The sequence below is a fragment of the Streptomyces sp. NPDC055243 genome, assembly GCF_044544025.1.
In the GTDB taxonomy this organism is placed as follows: Bacteria; Actinomycetota; Actinomycetes; order Streptomycetales; family Streptomycetaceae; genus Streptomyces.
On sequence record NZ_JBITWR010000012.1, the window covers coordinates 229,830 to 247,951 of the forward strand.

Below are 18,122 nucleotides of genomic sequence, written 5' to 3' on the forward strand. Positions count from 1 at the left end.
AACGCGATCGAAGAGTGGACAACCCTGTCAAGGGTTCGCACCCATCGCATGGCGATGCCGCCGATGACGGCGGCGGCACCCCCTCGATCACCTGCGTGATCCCCCGTGCGACAGCGCGACGGCGCCGGGAGCGCGACGGACTGATATCGCGTCAACTCCCGGCGCTGCAGCGGAGCTTATCCGGTGGAGCGTGGTGGAAATCAATCTTGAGGGTGTTGGGCCCCCGCTACCCCTGGCCGTCCCACAGACCTCCGTGGCGGCGGTGCGCCGGCGTCAGACCCTGGGTGAAGTACTTGTCGTAGTACTCGTTCTCCACGTGGTGGGCCTGGAGCCAGATCCCGGGCACGTGGATCGCGTCCGTGTGCGCGGGGAAGCGGCGGTGCGTCTGGAGGATGTAGGTGCAGATGTCGCGGGCGCACTCGATCACCCGCTCCTCGTACTCACTGGCCTCGGCGAGGTAGCGCTGGCCGTAGTCCTCCCGGTAGATGCGGGTGAAGACGTCCTTGTCGCCGTAGACGCCCCCGGGGCCGAACTTCTCGCGGATCACCGCGTCCACCGCGTCGGACATCGAAGCGAACGCGGGCGGGCACGCGGCGGAGATCAGCTGCTCGCCGCCCGGCGCCTTCAGGCCCACCGGGTGCGAGCGGACGTTGGCGTACTTGGGGAGCGGGATGTGCCAGCGCCACAGGTCGGCCGGGCGCCAGCGCGGGGTGACGAAGGTGAAGCCCAGCATCCTGCCGTAGGTGCGGGAGAACTTCGGGTCGCCCAGGGCGATCTGCGGGTTGATGGACGCGTGGATCCAGCCGCCCAGGCCCATCGCCTCCGCCACCAGCATCAGGTTCTGGAGCAGCAGGTCCGCCTCGATCTGGGTGCGCAGCGGTCCCAACGCCCCGAGCGGCAGCTTGATCTGCTCGTTCAGGAAGCCGTTCTTGATCCACTTCTTCACGCCCGCGGGACGGTAGAAGTTCCGGTCGTCCACCAGGGTGGGCCGCGCCCCGTCCGGCTGGGTGAGCAGGTACATCAGGGCGTTGATGTACTGGTGGGACAGGTCGACCACCGGGAAGAGGACCGTCGTGCCCGGCAGGTTGGACAGGAAGCGGTTCGAGTCCAGGTAGGCCGGGAAGTCCCGCAGGCCCTCCGCCACGTCCAGGCGGTGGTCGAGGACCTTGACCTTGGCCTCCCGCGCGCGGGCGGTCAGGGTCACGTCGTCGAAGGGCTCCTCCGGCGCCGGGGGCAGCTTCCTCAGGTAGTAGGTGCCGGTGTCGTTGATCAGGAAGAAGTGCGTGCCCTGCGCGTTGTCGGGGCTGCCCGCCGTGCGTCCCGCCATGGTCAGGTTCGGCTTCGCCATGATCGGCTTGCCGTCCCGCGGGTCCTCGAAGGGGCGGTCGGGCATCGTGAGCCCGGTGCAGCCCGTCAGGGAGATCAGGACCGCCTCCTCCAGCTCCGTCAGCGGCTGCGGGTCGTCCTTGGAGACGTAACTCATCGAGCCCGCCGGGACGGTGGCGCCGCGGCTCACCCGGTGGGTGCGGCGGCGCCAGACCGTCTCCAGAAGGGGGCGTACGAAGAGGTCGGCGAGTCCGGGGTGGTGTCCGTCCGCCCGGCTGTCGGGTCCGCCCTCACCGGGAGGCATCGCTGCCTCCGCCCCGCATCTGCTGCACCTGCCGCCACGGCGCGAACGCGCTCGCGTCGCGCGGCAGCAGCCCCGCGAGGTCCGGGGCGTGCCGCTGGATGACGGATTTCATGCCGCCCCTGTCGACCCAGTCGATGCCCAGGGGCGTGTAGATCTCGGGGCGGTAGTCGACGGTCAGGAAGCGGTCGCTCTGCAGGCGCCGCGTGGCCATCAGGATGAAGATGCGGAAGGCGGTGTCGCTGAAGCCGAAGCCGGTCGGCGGGTTCTCGGCGAACAGGCCGACCACGGTGTCGATCTCGTCGACCGAGCTGTAGACGTCCTTGAGGCGCGCGACGGTCTCGGGATCCTGGCTCAGGTCCTCGAAGCGGGTGATGCGCGGCTTGTGCAGGCCCGCGCGGAAGTCGTTGTAGCGCGGCACGCCCCGCCTGCGGGTGCGGACCAGGTCGACGACCGACAGGTCGATGATCTCGCCGTCGCGCTCGAAGCGCTGCAGCGCGCGCGGGAAGTTGTTCAGGGTGATCGCGCCGGGGTGGGCGATGCCGAAGGAGTAGAGGGTGTCGGCCAGGCCCGTCTTGCGGATGGCGGCCTCCGCTGCGCCGCCCTGGATGTCCTGGAAGGTGAGGCTCTCCAGGCGCTGCCCGAAGTGGTGCTCGCGCATCTCGTAGTCGTCGGGGATCAGCGGGTGCATCCGGTAGACGGTGACGAAGTCCTCGGTGAGGGAGTACGGCGCCGCGTGGTGGTCCGGCAGCGTCTTGGGGATGCCGGTCAGCGAGTGGGACTCCAGGAGCCACAGGCCGAGCTTGTTCAGCCAGTTGTTGGGCGGGCCTTCCCAGTTGGTGTGCAGGCCGAGGTCGATCGCCTCGGTGGCGAGGATCGCCGGGGTCCACTCCACCGTGTGGATCTTGGCGATGAGGGCGGAGACGACCAGGCGTGCCGTGTGGTAGATGCTGTCCTCGCTCATCGCGGGGTACTCGTGGCGCAGCGCCGCGCAGACCGCGTTGTGCTCGCGGGCGAAGAGCGTGTGCATCGCGCTGAGGCCGAGCCACCAGCTCTCGTTGAAGCCGGTGAGCGGGATGCCGTTCTGGCCGGAGGGCAGATGGCCGTCCTCCAGGCGGAGGTCGGCGCTGCCGTCGGCCTCGCGCAGGAACCTGGCGGTCTGCTCGTCAGCGCCGTACACCTCGGAGCCGTCCCACCAGTGGGACGCGGTGTTGGCGAAGAGGATCGGGGGCTTGTTTCCAGGCAGCTCGATGCCCTCGTTCTCGGCGAAGCGCATCACGTTCTCGGGCGGCCCGCCGGGCGTGTTGTGCCAGGTGCTGCCGGGCGGCAGCGGCACCTCGACGGCCTTGCCGCCGACGGGGTAGCGGCGGTGGTTGACCCAGTCGTGGACCTGGAACTGGATCCAGGCGGCGGCCAGTATGTTGAGCGTGGTCGCCGGCACGAAGGTGTCGCGCTGGAGAAGTTCGCGGCTGACGGTGACCGGGTTCGGGGTGTCGAAGAGGTCGGGCCGGTAGTCCGGTTTCAGGTTGCGTCCGAAGGCCGCGCCCACGGCCCCCATGGAGGGCGCGGAGAGGTCGTTGTACGTCCCGTCGTACGACCGGGCGGTGCGCAGCCGCTCGTCGGCCGGCGTCGGCACGGGCACGGCCTTCGGCGGCGCCTCGGGGATGTCGGTGTCGATGAGGTTGAGGCGCCGCAGCGCCTTGCGCAGGAAGACCAGGTTCAGCAGGCTCGCCTCCAACGGCAGCCTGTGCCACGGCACATAGCGGTTCAGCGCGGCGAAGAACCGTCCGACGGGGATGCCCAGCACCGTGTTGCGCAGCGGCTCCTCGGTGCTGAAGCGCAGGCCCTTGCGGTGGGCGGCGCTGGCCTCGTACGCGGCCTTGCGGGCGCGGTTGAGGTTGCCGAGGGGGCGGAACGCGTCGGTGGTGTACCAGGGGTTGAAGGCGAGCTCCTCGACCCTCCCCGCCGCCGCCTGCGCCTCGGCGGTGGCCAGGTCCTGGCGCGGCACGGTGAGGCGGCCGATGGGCTCCGCGGGCGTGACGGCGTCCTTCCACTCCACCGAGCCGTCCTCGATGGGGGTGCGCTTCTCGTCCACGTACCGCTGGACGCACAGGTCGAAGGCGACGTCCGAGGTGACGAGGCGGTGGGCCAGTTCGCGGTGCAGGAAGCCGGGGTCGCGGCGCTCGGGCTTGGGCTCGGGGGCGCTGCCCACGACGGGCCGCAGGAGGTAGCGGACCGGTCCCGCGTCGCCCCAGAGGATGGCGCCGCGGCTCCAGTACGTCTCCTTGGCGAGGCTGTCGACCTTGTGCCGGGTGGCGGCCTGGATGTTGCGCCGCATGCGGGTCGCGGTGGACAGGCCGACGGCCAGCGGGAGCTTCACGAACAGGCCGAAGGCCTTCTCCAGCGTGCTGTTGGCGCCCGCCATGGCCTTGGCGAAGGCGACGAACTCGCGGGCGTCGCGGGCGTGCGACACCGGGAAGTTGGTGGCGAGCAGGTCGTGGCTCTCCTCGTCCGACACCCGCACACGCACGGCCACGCCGCGCAGGTCGGCCACGGCGTCGGGCTGCCGGGTGCCGCTGGCGTTGGAGAGCCGCACGGTCGCCGGATACTCGGCGCCGGGTTTGACGAATCCGCTGCGCAGGGCCTCGGGGATGTCGTCGTGGAAGGTGAGGCGGGCGTTCTCCACGCCGAGCGCGGACTTCGCGTGCTGGGTGCGCGCGAGGGAACCGGCATTACTTGTACGCCGGTTCTTCGCCTGGACCTTCATCAGTTCGCGGGCCAGGCGCTCGAAGAGGCGGTGCTCCGCCTCGGGGCTGCCGCCCACGTAGCGCTCGTAGGTCTGCTCGTACTCTCCGGTGTCGGCCATCAGGCATTTCCTTCGCACGCAGGCGTACGGGACGGGGGCTAGGACGCTACTGGCGGCACCGGACGGCCGCAGCGCGTGTTCCCGCCTATGTGCGGGGCGCCGCGTGGGCCTCGAACAGGCAGGCGGGCGGCGGCATTTGGGCCCGTCGGGCGCCCTGGGGCGGCCGTGCGGCGCGGCACGGGTGATCGTCCGGATGTCTCTCTGGGGTCTTCTCCCACAGCAGCCACAGGAGCCGAGCTCGCCGATGGCCGGTCCGTTACGGGTGGACGGGGGCCCGGCGCGCGCGAGTTGACTGCGGATCGGGCCGGTGGTGTGCTCACAACTCCCTTGCCGTCACCGCCCGTTCCGGGGGAAGCCATGCGGGACCAGCACGCCACGGCGCCGCCCTTCGCCGATCTGCGCCCGTACAAGGACGTCACCGGAACCGGCCCCGCGGTGGGCTTCCCGGTCTATCCCGACCTGGTGGAGCGGCTGTTGGCGGACAAGGCGCAGCCCGATCCGGACGGCGTGGTCCCGCACGCCCTGGCGACCTGCGCGGCGTACTCCTACGCGGGCACCCCCGAGGACCCCGACCCGGCGACGCTCGCCATGATCATGGCGCGGCTGGGCCTGGAGGAGAACCGCTGCCGGGTCTTCGAGCAGCGGGTGGGGGCGCTGTACATCGCGTCGGCGGCGTACCTGCTCCAGGACAAGGACCGGCGGGTGGTGATCCTCTGCTATCGCGGCACCCAGCCCGAGGACATCATCAGCATCCTCACCGACGCCGACGTACGGCCCGAGATGCTCCATGTGGACCTGGGCGGCGAGCGGTACGACGTGCACGCGGGCTTCTACCGCAACATGCGGGCCTCCCGGTATCTGGTCATGCAGGCCCTGGAGCGGGCGCTGCGCGGCGAGTCGGTCGACCCCGACGAACAGGGCACGGTGGGCGACGGCATGGAGGCGCTCTACATCACCGGGCACAGCCTGGGCGGTGCGATGGCGGCGCTGATGGGCGTCGTGCTGGCCCACGAGCCGCGGTACGCCGCCGTCGCGGAACGCCTGAAGGCCGTCTACACCTTCGGCCAGCCCATGCTCGGCGGCCCGGACCTGGCCCGCGCCTGCCATCAGGCCAGCGATCCGCGGGGCGTCCACGTGCTGCGCGACCGGCTCATCCGCTACATCTACGACCGCGATGTCGTGCCCTCGCTGCCGCCGCGCCCGGTCGGGCCCTACGCGCCCTTCGGCCGCGAGTTCCACTACCGGCATCGGCGGGGCACGGTCGACGGCGCCCTCACGCTCGCGGCCGAGGCGCTGATCGAGACGCTGTCCCTGCCGGGCGATCTGCTCGGGGGCCGGCTGCCCGCGACGGCGGGGCGCCGGGCGAAGGCGGTGGGGCGGGCCCTGGCCGATCTGGCGCGGGGGCCCGGCAGGCAGTCCGGCTGGGTCGAGGTGCGTGATCCGGCGCCGCGCTACCCGCAGATGGACAGCCTGGCGGGACTTGCGGTGGTGGCGCCCCTGGCGTTCTTCGCGGCCCGGCTCGCGCTGACCCGCAGCGTCCCGTTCACGTACTCCTTCGAGGACCACGGCCCAGGGCACTACGTGAACGCGCTGGCTCCGCCGGGGGTGATGAGCGAGTACGGGGACATCCGCTGAGACGGCGGACGGGAGGGCGGACGTCGGCGGCTAGTCGATGAACGCGCCGTCGACGTACACCCACACCCCGTCGAGCCGCTCGAAGCGGCTCCGCTCGTGCAGGGACTCCTTGCGGCCCCCGTCGGTGTAGCGGGCCCGGAACTCGACGGTGCCGGTGGTGTGGAACGCGGTGCCGTCCGCGATGTCCAGGATCTCCAGGCCGACCCAGCGCAGGCCCGGGTCGAACTCGACGCCCGGCGGCCTGGTGCGCGGGTGCCAGGTGCGCAGGAGGTACGCCTCGTCCTTGACGGCGAAGGCGCAGTAGCGGGAGCGCATCAGCTCCTCGGGCACGGTGGCCGCGACCTCGCCCCGGTGCAGCCGGCCGCAGCACTTCTCGTACGGCTCGGGGTGGCCGCAGGGGCAGGCGGTGGTCTGGGGGCGGGCGGCGCGTCGGGACATGCGGACCATTGTCCCTGTCCCGGAAGGGCGGTTCGCTACGGGGCGAGAATGTCCAGTTCGTGCAGCGCCCCCACCGCGATCTCGCGCGTCAGCTTCTCGGCCCGCACCGCGTCGCCCTCGCGCACCGCTTCCGCGAGCCGGACGTGCAGGGTGACGGCCGCCGGGTCCGGGTCCTCGAACATGACCTGGTGGTGGGTACGGCCCGCCAGGACCTCCGCGACGACGTCGCCGAGGCGGGCGAACATCTCGTTGCCCGACGCGTTCAGGACGATGCGGTGGAAGTTGATGTCGTGGAAGAGGTAGCCCTCCAGCTGCTGTCCGCGCGAGGTGGCGACCATGCCCAGTGCGCACTCGGTGAGGGCCGCGCACTGCTCGGGCGTGGCGTGCTGGGCGGCGAGCCCCGCCGCGGCCGGTTCGATCGCCGAGCGCAGGACCGTGAGGGAGCGCAGCTGGCGCGGCCGGTCGGCGCCGGCCAGACGCCACCGGATGACCTGCGGGTCGTAGACGTTCCACTCCGCGGTGGGCAGGACGGTCACGCCGACCCGGCGCCGGGACTCGACGAGGTGCATCGACTCCAGGACCCGCACCGCTTCCCGTACGACGGACCGGGACACCTCGAAGCGCTGGGAGAGCTCGTCCGTGCGCAGCACACTGCCCGGCGGGTACTCGCCGCCGGTGATGGCGGGCCCGAGGCTTTCCAGTACGCGAGCGTGCAGCCCACGGGCCTGTGCGGTCATGACGTCAGGGTATGTGGGGACCCTCGGGAACAAAAAGTCAGACTTTTGTGTCACAGACTCTTGAATTCGTCAGACCTAATGGGTTTCAGTGACGTGAACGAGCCACGGGTCTCCCCCCGGCCCGTGGCTCGTGACCGACCGATGTCGATGAAGACAGCAAGGCAGGACAGCGATGAGCACCCCCCACGTCGTCGTAGTGATGGGCGTGGCAGGAACCGGCAAGACGACGATCGGTCCCCTGCTCGCGGCACAGCTCGGCGTTCCCTACGCCGAGGGCGACGACTTCCACCCCCCGGCGAACATCGCCAAGATGTCGGCCGGGACCCCGCTGACCGACGACGACCGCTGGCCGTGGCTCGACGCCATCGGTGCCTGGGCCCACGGCAGGGCCGGGCTCGGCGGTGTGGTCAGCAGCTCCGCGCTGAAGCGCAGCTACCGCGACCGCCTGCGGGCCGCGGCTCCCGGCGTCGTCTTCGTCCACCTCACCGGCGACCGGGCCCTCATCGAGGACCGGATGTCCCACCGGCAGGGCCACTTCATGCCGACGGCCCTGCTCGACTCGCAGTTCGCCACGCTCCAGCCGCTCGGCGCGGACGAGGCGGGCGTGGCGGTCGACGTCACCGGCGGTCCGGAAGAGATCAGCGAGCGCGCCTTCCAGGCCCTGGGAGCGCTCGACCAGTAGTCCCCCGTGCACCCGAACCCCGTCGTGCACCCGAACCCCGTCTCCCCGTGAACCCCTGTCCCCCCGCACCCCCCTCCCCTGACGCACAAGGAAGCCACCGTGACCAGTCTCAGCGTTGAGATGCTGGCAGCGGACGCCGTCGAGCCGATCACCTCCGCTGGCCATGCCCAGCTGGGTATCGCCGTCCTCGCGGGCATCGCCGTCATCGTCCTGCTCATCACGAAGTTCAAGCTGCACGCCTTCTTGGCCCTGACCATCGGGTCGCTCGCCCTCGGCGCCTTCGCCGGCGCCCCGCTCGACAAGGCGATCACCAGCTTCACCGCGGGTCTCGGCTCGACGGTCGCGGGCGTGGGCGTGCTGATCGCCCTCGGCGCGATCCTGGGCAAGCTGCTCGCCGACTCCGGCGGCGCGGACCAGATCGTCGACACGATCCTCGCCAAGGCGGGCGGGCGTTCCATGCCGTGGGCGATGGTCCTGATCGCCTCGGTGATCGGGCTTCCGCTCTTCTTCGAGGTCGGCATCGTGCTGCTGATCCCGGTCGTCCTGATGGTCGCCAAGCGCGGCAACTACTCGCTGATGCGGATCGGCATCCCGGCCCTGGCCGGTCTGTCCGTGATGCACGGTCTCATTCCGCCGCACCCCGGCCCGCTGGTCGCGATCGACGCGGTGGACGCGAACCTGGGCGTCACGCTGGCCCTCGGCGTCCTCGTCGCCATCCCGACGGTGATCATCGCCGGGCCGGTCTTCTCGAAGTACGCGGCGAAGTGGGTCGATGTCCCCGCCCCCGAGAAGATGATGCCGCAGCGTCCTTCGGAGGACCTGGAAAAGCGTCCCGGGTTCGGTGTGACGGTCGCGACCGTGCTGCTGCCCGTCGTGATGATGCTGGCCAAGGCCCTGGTCGACATCATCGTCGACAACCCCGAGCACACGGTCCAGCGGGTCTTCGACGTCATCGGTTCACCGCTGATCGCGCTGCTCGCCGCGGTGATCGTAGGCATGTTCACGCTGGGCCGTGCGGCCGGCTTCACCAAGGACCGGCTCTCGACCACCGTCGAGAAGTCGCTCGCGCCGATCGCCGGTGTGCTGATGATCGTCGGTGCGGGTGGTGGCTTCAAGCAGACCCTCATCGACTCCGGTGTCGGTCAGATGGTCCTCGACATCTCCAAGGACTGGTCGATTCCGGCGCTGCTCCTTGCGTGGCTGATCGCCGTGGTGATCCGTCTCGCCACGGGGTCGGCGACGGTGGCCACCATCTCGGCCGCCGGGCTCGTGGCGCCGCTGGCCGCGGACATGTCCACCTCGCACACGGCGCTGCTGGTGCTTGCCATCGGGGCCGGTTCGCTCTTCTTCTCGCATGTGAACGATGCGGGGTTCTGGCTGGTGAAGGAGTACTTCGGGCTGGACGTGGGGCAGACGATCAAGACCTGGTCGGTCATGGAGACGATCATCTCCGTGGTCGCGGGCGGGCTGGTGCTTCTGCTGTCGCTCGTGATTTAGCGGGGTCAGGGCGGGGTTCTTCCCCGACCCCGCTCCTTCCCCCAAACCCGAAGCGCCGGACGGGGTGAAAGATTTCGGCCGGGCTGGATACTCCAGCCCGGCCGTCACCTTTCGCGGGCCCGCTACTCGCCCGGGGTCTTTGCGGCCTTCTCCAGCTGGAACGCCTCGTTGCCGAGACCGATCCGCGCGTGCGCCTCCGGCCTGGTCGAGCGCAGGAACGCGCCGTAGACCACGCCGATCACGGCCGCCAGCAGGATGATGCCGGGCAGCACCCAGCTGAGCGCCGAGTCGGGGCCCGCGCCGACCAGGACGTCGAAGTCCTTGACGGTGTAGCCCGCGATGACGAGCAGGCCGACCGCGGCGAGGGCGGACGCGGTGATGCGCCAGGCCTGGGCGCGCGCGGCCCCTCGGCGTACGAAGAAGACGATGACCGCGACGGACGCGGTGGCCATCAGGAGGATGACGCCCAGGGCGCCGATGTTGCCGCCCCAGGTGAACAGGTGCAGGACCGGCGCGGTCGGGTCGCCGAACGCGCCGTCGTCGGCCACCGCGAAGCCCACCACGACGACGACGGAGACGACCGTCTGGAGCAGCGAGCCGGTGCCGGGGGCGCCGGTGGAGGTGTTGGTCCTGCCGAACGCGGCGGGCAGCAGACCCTCGCGGCCCATGGCGAAGGCGTACCGCGCGACCACGTTGTGGAAGGAGAGGATCGCCGCGAACATGCCCGTCACGAACAGGACATGGAGTACGTCGGTGAAGGTGCCGCCGAGCCGGGACTCGGTGAGCCCGAAGAGCAGGCCGGCGCTCTGTTCCTGTGCGGCGGGGACGATGCCGGAGGGTCCGGCCGCGACGGTGAGCGCCCAGGAGCTGATCGCGAAGAAGATCGCGACGAAGCCGACGGCGAAGAACATCACGCGGGCGACGACGACCTGCGGACGGCTGGTCTCCTCGGCGTACACGGGAGCCTGCTCGAAGCCGGTGAAGGCGGCGATGCAGAAGCAGAGCGAGGTGGCGACGCCCGCGCCGGTGAGGGTGTCGGGGTTGAACGCGTGCAGGGACAGGCCTTCCTTGGCCGGGTCCGCGATGGCCGCGATGTCGAAGATGACGACGAGCGCCACCTCGATCAGCAGCAGCACGCCGAGCACGCGCGCGTTCAGGTCGATCTTCAGCCAGGCGAGCACGGCGACGACGGCGACGGTGACAAGTGCCGGTATCCACCAGGCGACTTCGACGTCGAAGTAGGTGTTGAGCAGCCCGGAGACCTCGAAGCCGAGCAGGCCGTAGAGGCCCGCCTGAAGAGCGCTGTAGGCGACGAGCGCGACCAGCGATGCGCCCGCGCCCGCGGTGCCGCCCAGGCCCCTCGATATGTACGCGTAGAAGGCGCCCGCGTTGTGGACGTGCCGGCTCATCTCGGCGTACCCGAAGCTGAACAGGCCGAGGACCACGCCGAGGATGAGGAAGAGCAGCGGCTGGCCGACGACGCCCATCACGCCGTACGTGGTGGGCATGACGCCCGCGACGACCATGAGCGGCCCGGTCGCCGCGAGCACGGAGAGCAAGAGGCCCGCCGTGCCGAGGCGGCCCGCGCGCAGCGCCGTCTCCTGGCCCTTGTACGTGCTGATCCCGCTGCCGTCGGCGGCGCCCTTGGCGGCCCTGCTCGCGGGTCTCGTGTCGCTCGTGCTGCTCGAACTGCCCGTCGCCATGGCGCGGTTGTCCTTTCGAGTGGGCCGGTTGGTGCGGTGGGTCAGGCGGAGCCGAGCGCGGCGTTGCGCGCGGCGGTGAACGCCTTGTACGGGTCCCGGTCCGGGTACGACCAGGGTTCTCGGGTCGCGTGCCGCCCGATGCGGTGGAAGAGGGCGGCCGACTCGGCCGCCCGGCCCTCGCAGAACTTGGCGTGGGCGAGGAAGTTGAGGTCGACGCGGCAGCGCGGGTGGGCCCTGGTCCCGGGCATCTCCCACTCCAGCCACCAGTCGAAGGCGGCCTTCATGACCTGGCGCGCCCTGCGGCCCGTCCAGTGCTCGGAGGCGGCCGGGTTCACGGGCTCGCTGCCCGCGGTGGCCAGGACGCGGTAGCGCTCGGCGTGCGCGATGACGGGAAGCACCGCCAACGGCGAGTCCTCGGGCGCCTGTTCGGCCGCCCAGGCGGCGAAGTCGTACACCTCGTGCAGCGGGTCCTGGCCCGCGGCGGGGCGCCGCTCGGCGAGCCTGGCCACCATCAGGTGGTGGGCGTGGTGGTGCTCGGGGTGCCGGTGGCGGACCTCGTCGAAGAGCCGGACGACGTCCTCCTCGCGGCCCAGGGAGCGCTCCAGGGTGAGCAGCGCGAGCCACGGCGTGGGGTCGGCGGGCAGCAGCGCGGCCACTTCACGGCAGGCCTCGCGGGCCTTCTCCGAGCGCCCCTTGCCGCGCAGCGCGAGGTGCACGGAGGCATAGGCGAGGAGCACGACGGCGTCGGTGCTCTCCGGCTCGGCGAGCCGCCAGTCACGGGCCCAGGCGGTGGTGGTGTGCTCCTGAGCGAGGACGTCGAAGCGGTGGCCCCTGCGGTCCCAGTCGTCGCCGGTGTCGGCGAGCAGCGCGCGGACCTCGGTCCAGCGGCCCTGGGCCAGCGCGGCGCGGGCGCCCGCGAGTTCGGCGTCGTCGAGTGCGGGGTCGAAGGCGTAGGCCGCTCGCTTGCGGGAACGGCCCAAGGGGGGTGGGGGTGGTGACACCGCGGGACTTCCTCCCCGGCGCGGCTCGCGTGCGGATGATCACGCACAGCAAAGCGGTAGGCAGCCCTCCAGTCAAGGTGTGACTACCCTGAGTGCCTTCACCAACTCGTTTCAGAATCCGCAGACTTCATCCCCCACCTGCGGAGTTGCCCGCAAGGACACGATTCGGACAAGCGGCGACGATCACGCAGCGATGCGACGAACGACCCCGTCACTCCACCGACTTGGCGGCCGCCCGGCCGGCCGCGCGCCCCGAGAAGAGGCAGCCGCCGAGGAAGGTGCCTTCGAGCGAGCGGTAGCCGTGCACTCCCCCGCCGCCGAACCCGGCGGCCTCGCCTGCCGCGTACACACCGGGAAGCGGCTGACCGCCCTCGGTCAGGACGCGCGAGGACAGGTCGGTCTCCAGGCCGCCGAGGGTCTTGCGGGTGAGGATGTTGAGCCGCACCGCGACCAGCGGGCCCGCCTTGGGGTCGAGGATGCGGTGCGGGGCGGCGGCCCTGATGAGCCGGTCGCCGAGGAACTTGCGGGCGCCGTGGATGGCGGTGACCTGGAGGTCCTTGGTGAAGGGGTTGGCGATCTCGCGGTCGCGCGCGGTGATCGTGCGGCGCAGCGCGGCCTCGTCGATGAGGGGCTCCTTGGTGAGCGCGTTCATGCCGCGCACGAGGGAGGAGAGGTCCTTCTCCACGACGAAGTCGGCGCCGTTGTCCATGAACGCCTTCACGGGGGCGGCCACGTCGGCGCGCGCCCGGTCGATGACGCCGCGCACGGACTTGCCGGTGAGGTCGGGGTTCTGCTCGGAGCCGCTGAGCGTGAACTCCTTGCCGATGATGCGCTGGTTGAGCACGAACCAGGTGTATTCGTACCCGGATTTCATGATGTGTTCCAGCGTGCCGAGGGTGTCGAAGCCGGGGAACAGCGGGACGGGCAGCCGGTCGCCGCGCGCGTCCAGCCAGAGCGAGGAGGGGCCCGGCAGGATGCGGATGCCGTGGTTGTCCCAGATGGGGTTCCAGTTCTGGATGCCCTCGGTGTAGTGCCACATGCGGTCGCGGTTGATCAGACGCGCGCCCGCCCCCTCGGTGATGCCGAGCATCCGCCCGTCGACGTGCGCGGGCACCCCGGAGACCATCCGCTGCGGCGGAGTGCCGAGCCTTTCGGGCCAGTTGGCGCGCACGAGGTCGTGGTTGCCGCCGATGCCTCCGGAGGTGACGATCACCGCCTGGGCCCGGAGCTCGAAGGACCCGGTGACCTCACGGCTGCTGGGCCTGCCGCGCTCGGCGTCGGAGGGTTCGAGGACCTCGCCGGTGACGGTGTCGACGCTGCCCGCGCTGCGGGAGAGCCCGGAGACGCGGTGGCGGAACTTGAGCTGGACGAGGCCGCGGGCGACGCCTTCGCGGACGCGGCGCTCGAAGGGGGCGACGAGACCCGGGCCCGTACCCCAGGTGATGTGGAAGCGGGGCACGGAGTTGCCGTGCCCCTGTGCGTCGTAGCCGCCGCGCTCGGCCCAGCCGACCACGGGGAAGAACCGCACGCCCTGCTCGTGCAGCCAGGAGCGCTTCTCGCCGGCCGCGAAGTCGACGTACGCCTCGGCCCATGTGCGTGGCCAGTGGTCCTCGGGGCGGTCGAAGGCGGCCGTGCCCATCCAGTCCTGGAGGGCCAGGGCGTGCGAGTCCTTGATCCGCAGCCGGCGCTGCTCCGGGGAGTCGACGAAGAAGAGCCCTCCGAAGGACCAGTGCGCCTGGCCGCCGAGCGACTGCTCGGGCTCCTGGTCGAGGAGGATGACCCGGCGGCCCGCGTCGACGAGTTCCGCGGTGGCCGCGAGCCCGGCGAGGCCCGCGCCGATCACGATGACGTCTGCGTCGTAGGCCATCGGGGGGTTCCTCCTAAGCAGGGGCTTACTGGTGAGTCAGATCCTGAGTAACCGCGGGGTCGGCGTCAACCGTCTGGCCCGGTGAACAGCGCCTCGCTTTTAATAATGGCCAGCATTACAATGGCGTCATGGCCAGGACATCAGGACCCGAGACCCGCGAGAAGCTGATCCGCGCGGGCGAGGAGGTCTTCGCCGCGCAGGGCGTGCACGGCGCGCAACTGCGCGACATCGTCCGGCTCGCCGGGCAGAGCAATCCCTCCGCCGTGCAGTACCACTTCGGCAGCCGCGCGGGCCTCCTGGACGCCGTCATGGCCGAGCGCCAGAGGCGTACGGAACAGGTGCTCACGGCCGAACTGGACGAGCGGGCGCCGGCCCCCGACCAGCTCCGCCGGCTCCTGCGCGCGCTCGTGGCCGCCGAGGCCAGCGAGCTGCGCACCGAGCGGGGCCGCCGCTGTCTGCGCATCTCCACCCAGCTCAGCCACGAGAGCGGCGTGCGCACGCGCACCCCGCACCCCACCCTGGACGGCACCGTCTACTGGGAGCTGATCGGCCGCGTGGAGGGCTGCCTCACCGACCTGCCCGAGCCGCTCCGGCTCGAACGCCTGGACCTGGCCCTCACCCTCGTCGGCGCCGCCATGGCCGACCGCGCCGGTCAGTACCTGGCCGGGACCGCCCCCCTGACCGGCGAGGAGCTGTTCCTCGCCGACCTCGTAGAGACCACCACGGCCCTGCTGCGGGCCCCAGCCGCACGGAGAGAACCATGAGCCAAGCGCACGACCTCACCGGCAGGACCGTCATCATCACCGGCGCCGCCCGCGGCCTGGGCGCCGAGGCCGCCCGCCAGGCGGTGGCCGCCGGTGCGAACGTCGTCCTGACCGACGTCCTCGACAAGGAGGGCGAGGTGACCGCCGCCGAGCTCGGCGAGCGCGCCCGTTTCGCGCACCACGACGTGACGTCGGAGGAGGACTGGCAGCGCGTCGTGGAGCTCGCGGTCACCGAGTTCGGCGGGGTGCACGGCCTGGTCAACAACGCCGGCATATCCACGGGCCAGTTCCTGGAGTCGGAGTCGGTCGAGCACTTCCGCAAGGTGCTCGACATCAACCTCACCGGCGTCTTCATCGGCATGAAGAGCGTCGTCCCGGCCATGAAGGAGGCGGGCGGCGGGTCCATCGTCAACATCTCCTCCGCGGCCGGGCTCATGGGCCTCGCGCTCACCGCCGGGTACGGCGCGTCCAAGTGGGGCGTCCGCGGGCTCACCAAGATCGGCGCCGTGGAACTCGGGACCGCCCGCATCCGCGTCAACTCCGTCCACCCGGGCATGACGTACACCCCCATGACCGCGCAGGTGGGCATCGAGAAGGGCGAGGGCAAGTACCCCAACACCCCGATGGGCCGGGTCGGCGAGCCGCACGAGATCGCGGGCGCCATGATCTTCCTGCTCTCGGACGCCGCCTCGTACGTGACCGGCGCCGAGCTCGCCGTCGACGGCGGCTGGACCGCGGGCCCCACCGTGAAGTACGTCATGGGGCAGTGAGATCGCGGTGCGGTTGGATGGTCGGCATGACGACGAACAACCGGCCCGTGCCCGACCCCAGTGAAGAGATCCTGTCCATCGTCGACGAGAACGACGAGGTCGTCGGCGAGGCCCCGCGCGGTGAGGCGTACGCGCGGGGCCTGCGCCACCGCTGCGTGTTCATCCAGGCGCGGGACGCCGAGGGCCGCGTCTTCGTGCACCGGCGCACGCCGACCAAGCTGGTCTTCCCCTCGATGTACGACATGTTCGTCGGCGGTGTCGTCGGGGCCGGCGAGTCCTACGACGACGCCGCCCTGCGCGAGGCGGAGGAGGAGCTCGGGGTCCATGGACTCCCGCGCCCCACACCGCTGTTCAAGTTCCTGTACGACGACGGCGCGGGGCACACCTGGTGGTCCCACCTCTACGAGGTGCGCTGCGACCTGCCCGTGGACCCGCAGGTCGAGGAGGTCGCCTGGCACGCCTTCCTCACCGAGGAGGAGCTCACGCAGCGGCTCGCCGAGTGGGCGTGGGTACCGGACGGGCTCGCCGCGTACGAGCGGCTGCGGGAGTTCCGTGCGGGTTAGAGCCGGTTAGGGTGCGGCGAGTGAGCAACTTCGTACAGAGCCTGCGCCTGTGGTTCGCGCCCGAGCGGATCCGCGACGAGGGCGACACCCCCGACTACCGCTTCTCGCTCGCCAACGAACGCACCTTCCTGGCCTGGCTGCGCACCGCGCTCGCCCTCATCGGCGGCGGCTTCGCGGTGGACCAGTTCCTGCCGGACCTGCGCTGGGGCTGGCGCATCGGGCTCGCGCTGGCCCTGCTGGCGGCCGGTGTGCTCAGCTCGCTGCGCGCGGTCAACCACTGGGTGCGCTGCGAGCGGGCCATGCGGCGCGGCGAGGATCTGCCGGTCTCGCGCTTCCCGACCGTCCTGAGCCTGGCCGTCGCGGTCGTGGCCCTCGCCATGGTCGTCGTCGTGCTCTTCGGGTGGGAAGGGTGACCGACCAGGACGAGGGCCGGGACGAGCCTCGGGTCCACGAGCGCGATCCGGGGCTTCAGCCGGAGCGCACGCGGCTCGCGTGGCGGCGTACGACCCTGTCCTGCACCGTCGCCGCGGTCCTCGCGGCGCGGGCCGCCCTCCAGGAGGGGGCCGGCGCCCTTTCCGTCGTCGCCTGCGCCCTCTGCCTGCTCCTGTGGCTCGGCTTCCTGGGCGTGGCGCACCGCAGGATGACCGAGCTCGCCGCCACCAACAGGCCGCTGAGGCTTCCGGCACGGGCCGCCGCGACGGCGGCGCTGTGCACGATGGCGCTCGCGGCGTGCGCGACGGCCATGGTGTTCTGAGCGTGTTCTGATCGCGGCTCGGAACAGCGCGCCCTCAGGGCTTGGCGGGCCCCTTCTCAATGCTTGGCGGGCCCGTCCTCCGTCGTCCAGTCCACCGTGACGACGATCTTGCCGCGCGTACGGCCCTCCGCGCTGAGGCGGTAGGCGTCCGCCGCCCGCTCCAGCGGGAACCTCTCGGAGACGTGGACCGTGACGACGTCCTGCTCCACGAGCTGCGTCAGGCGCTGGAGGTCGTCGGCGTCCGGACGTACGAAGCAGTAGTGGCCGCCGAGGCCGATCACCGCGCCGTCCGCGATCGACGCGAGACGGCCGCCGGGCGCCAGGAGCTCGGCGGACACCTTGAGGGTGTCGCCGCCGATCGTGTCGAAGGCCGCGTCCACGCCCTCCGGCGCGAGGGCGCGTACGCGTTCGGCGAGACCGTCGCCGTGGGCGACCGGCTCCGCGCCCAGTTCGCGCAGGTAGTCGTGGTTGCGCTCGCTCGCGGTGCCGATGACGCGGGCGCCCGCGTGCCGGGCCAGCTGGACGGCGATGGAGCCGACGCCGCCGGCCGCCGCGTGCACGAGGACGACGTCGCCCTCCGTCACCTCGAGCGTCTTGGTGATCACCTGGTAGGCGGTGAGCCCGGCGAGCGGCAGGCCCGACGCCTCCTCGAAGGTGAGGTTGCGCGGCTTGCGGGCGAGGGTGCGCACGGGGGCCGCGACGTACTCGGCGAAGGTGCCGCGCGAGAGGAAGTCCTCGCGTACGTAGCCGATGACCTCGTCGCCCACCACGTACTCCGGAACGGCGACGCCGGGCTGCACCACGACGCCCGCGACGTCCCAGCCGGGGATCACCGGGTAGACGGGGTCGAGGATGGCGTCGAGGTGCCCGCCCATGCACTTCCAGTCGACGGGGTTGACCGACGCGGCGCGGACTTTCACCAGGACGGAGTCGGGGCCGACCTTGGGGTCGCGCACATCGCCGTACTCGAGGACTTCGGGGCCGCCGTACCGGCGGTAGCTGATCGCCTTCATGGGGTCGGCTTCATGGGAGTGCCTTCGTGGCCGGGTGGTGGAAACATCGACAAGGCTTCCATATCCCCACCAAAGGGGCATTGAGTACTAGCCTGAGAGGGTCACACCCTCCCCATTACCGTTTTCGTAGCCCCGCAACGGGGTTACCGGCCTTCGGAGTTGGCATGACTACCTCCCCTTGTCGAGGACATGGCCTGGGGGGTGG

Annotated in this window: 16 protein-coding genes; 8 read left to right on the plus strand and 8 right to left on the minus strand. The window is 71.2% G+C overall.

Annotated features, from left to right (window positions below):
- Nucleotides 1-226 precede the first annotated feature (226 nt).
- Both ACIGXX_RS31375 and ACIGXX_RS31380 read right to left on the minus strand, forming a co-directional pair.
- Entirely contained in the window at nucleotides 227-1,630 is a 1,404-nt protein-coding gene (locus ACIGXX_RS31375) for a hypothetical protein (protein WP_399980616.1), read from the minus strand.
- Nucleotides 1,617-4,493 (minus strand): peroxidase family protein, encoded by a 2,877-nt coding sequence (locus ACIGXX_RS31380; protein ID WP_361463039.1) that lies wholly within the window; start codon nucleotides 4,491-4,493, stop codon nucleotides 1,617-1,619. The genes ACIGXX_RS31375 and ACIGXX_RS31380 overlap by 14 nt, the downstream gene beginning before the upstream one ends.
- Before the next feature lie 357 nt (nucleotides 4,494-4,850).
- On the opposite strand from ACIGXX_RS31380, the gene ACIGXX_RS31385 reads away from it, so the two are divergent.
- A complete protein-coding gene (locus ACIGXX_RS31385; RefSeq protein WP_399980620.1) occupies nucleotides 4,851-6,128 on the plus strand; it encodes a lipase family protein in 1,278 nt (425 codons plus the stop codon).
- Nucleotides 6,129-6,158: 30 nt separating this feature from the next.
- Here the strand turns inward: ACIGXX_RS31385 and ACIGXX_RS31390 are convergent, their stop codons facing one another.
- Entirely contained in the window at nucleotides 6,159-6,566 is a 408-nt protein-coding gene (locus ACIGXX_RS31390; RefSeq protein ID WP_351165067.1) for a YchJ family metal-binding protein, read from the minus strand.
- 35 nt (nucleotides 6,567-6,601) lie between these two features.
- Nucleotides 6,602-7,303, minus strand: coding sequence for an FCD domain-containing protein (locus ACIGXX_RS31395; RefSeq protein ID WP_361463033.1), 702 nt, complete (start codon nucleotides 7,301-7,303; stop codon nucleotides 6,602-6,604).
- A gap of 172 nt (nucleotides 7,304-7,475) precedes the next feature.
- Between ACIGXX_RS31395 and ACIGXX_RS31400 the strand changes: the two genes are divergently transcribed.
- Both ACIGXX_RS31400 and ACIGXX_RS31405 read left to right on the plus strand, forming a co-directional pair.
- Entirely contained in the window at nucleotides 7,476-7,985 is a 510-nt protein-coding gene (locus ACIGXX_RS31400) for a gluconokinase (protein ID WP_351165070.1), read from the plus strand.
- A gap of 99 nt (nucleotides 7,986-8,084) precedes the next feature.
- Complete coding sequence (locus tag ACIGXX_RS31405; RefSeq protein WP_351165072.1) at nucleotides 8,085-9,482, plus strand: gluconate:H+ symporter; 1,398 nt, start codon at nucleotides 8,085-8,087, stop codon at nucleotides 9,480-9,482.
- 122 nt (nucleotides 9,483-9,604) lie between these two features.
- Here the strand turns inward: ACIGXX_RS31405 and ACIGXX_RS31410 are convergent, their stop codons facing one another.
- The 3 genes from ACIGXX_RS31410 to ACIGXX_RS31420 form a co-directional block, all read right to left on the minus strand.
- Complete coding sequence (locus ACIGXX_RS31410) at nucleotides 9,605-11,185, minus strand: APC family permease (RefSeq protein ID WP_351165073.1); 1,581 nt, start codon at nucleotides 11,183-11,185, stop codon at nucleotides 9,605-9,607.
- A gap of 41 nt (nucleotides 11,186-11,226) precedes the next feature.
- Complete coding sequence (locus ACIGXX_RS31415) at nucleotides 11,227-12,186, minus strand: hypothetical protein (RefSeq protein ID WP_351165074.1); 960 nt, start codon at nucleotides 12,184-12,186, stop codon at nucleotides 11,227-11,229.
- A gap of 211 nt (nucleotides 12,187-12,397) precedes the next feature.
- The gene (locus ACIGXX_RS31420; RefSeq protein WP_351165076.1) at nucleotides 12,398-14,053 is read right to left on the minus strand and encodes an FAD-binding dehydrogenase; all 1,656 of its coding nucleotides are present in this window, start codon (nucleotides 14,051-14,053) and stop codon (nucleotides 12,398-12,400) included.
- 128 nt (nucleotides 14,054-14,181) lie between these two features.
- On the opposite strand from ACIGXX_RS31420, the gene ACIGXX_RS31425 reads away from it, so the two are divergent.
- From ACIGXX_RS31425 to ACIGXX_RS31445, 5 genes are read left to right on the plus strand one after another with little or no spacing between them, the layout of a single operon-like run.
- Nucleotides 14,182-14,817, plus strand: a complete 636-nt coding sequence (locus ACIGXX_RS31425) for a TetR family transcriptional regulator (RefSeq protein WP_361463026.1) — start codon at nucleotides 14,182-14,184, stop codon at nucleotides 14,815-14,817.
- Complete coding sequence (locus tag ACIGXX_RS31430) at nucleotides 14,814-15,587, plus strand: glucose 1-dehydrogenase (protein ID WP_351165078.1); 774 nt, start codon at nucleotides 14,814-14,816, stop codon at nucleotides 15,585-15,587. Before ACIGXX_RS31425 ends, ACIGXX_RS31430 begins: the two co-directional genes overlap by 4 nt.
- A 26-nt stretch (nucleotides 15,588-15,613) precedes the next feature.
- On the plus strand, nucleotides 15,614-16,150 hold the full coding sequence (locus ACIGXX_RS31435) for an NUDIX hydrolase (protein WP_399980630.1): 537 nt from the start codon (nucleotides 15,614-15,616) through the stop codon (nucleotides 16,148-16,150).
- Nucleotides 16,151-16,170: 20 nt separating this feature from the next.
- Nucleotides 16,171-16,563: a YidH family protein gene (locus tag ACIGXX_RS31440; protein ID WP_190082673.1), complete on the plus strand. Its 393-nt coding sequence runs from the start codon at nucleotides 16,171-16,173 to the stop codon at nucleotides 16,561-16,563.
- Nucleotides 16,560-16,904 carry a DUF202 domain-containing protein gene (locus ACIGXX_RS31445; protein ID WP_351165081.1) on the plus strand — a complete coding sequence of 115 codons (345 nt, stop codon included), beginning with the start codon at nucleotides 16,560-16,562 and terminating at the stop codon, nucleotides 16,902-16,904. Before ACIGXX_RS31440 ends, ACIGXX_RS31445 begins: the two co-directional genes overlap by 4 nt.
- 56 nt (nucleotides 16,905-16,960) lie before the next feature.
- Here ACIGXX_RS31445 and ACIGXX_RS31450 read toward each other — a convergent pair whose 3' ends face one another.
- On the minus strand, nucleotides 16,961-17,917 hold the full coding sequence (locus tag ACIGXX_RS31450; RefSeq protein WP_351165082.1) for an NADP-dependent oxidoreductase: 957 nt from the start codon (nucleotides 17,915-17,917) through the stop codon (nucleotides 16,961-16,963).
- Between the last annotated feature and the right edge of the window lie 205 nt (nucleotides 17,918-18,122).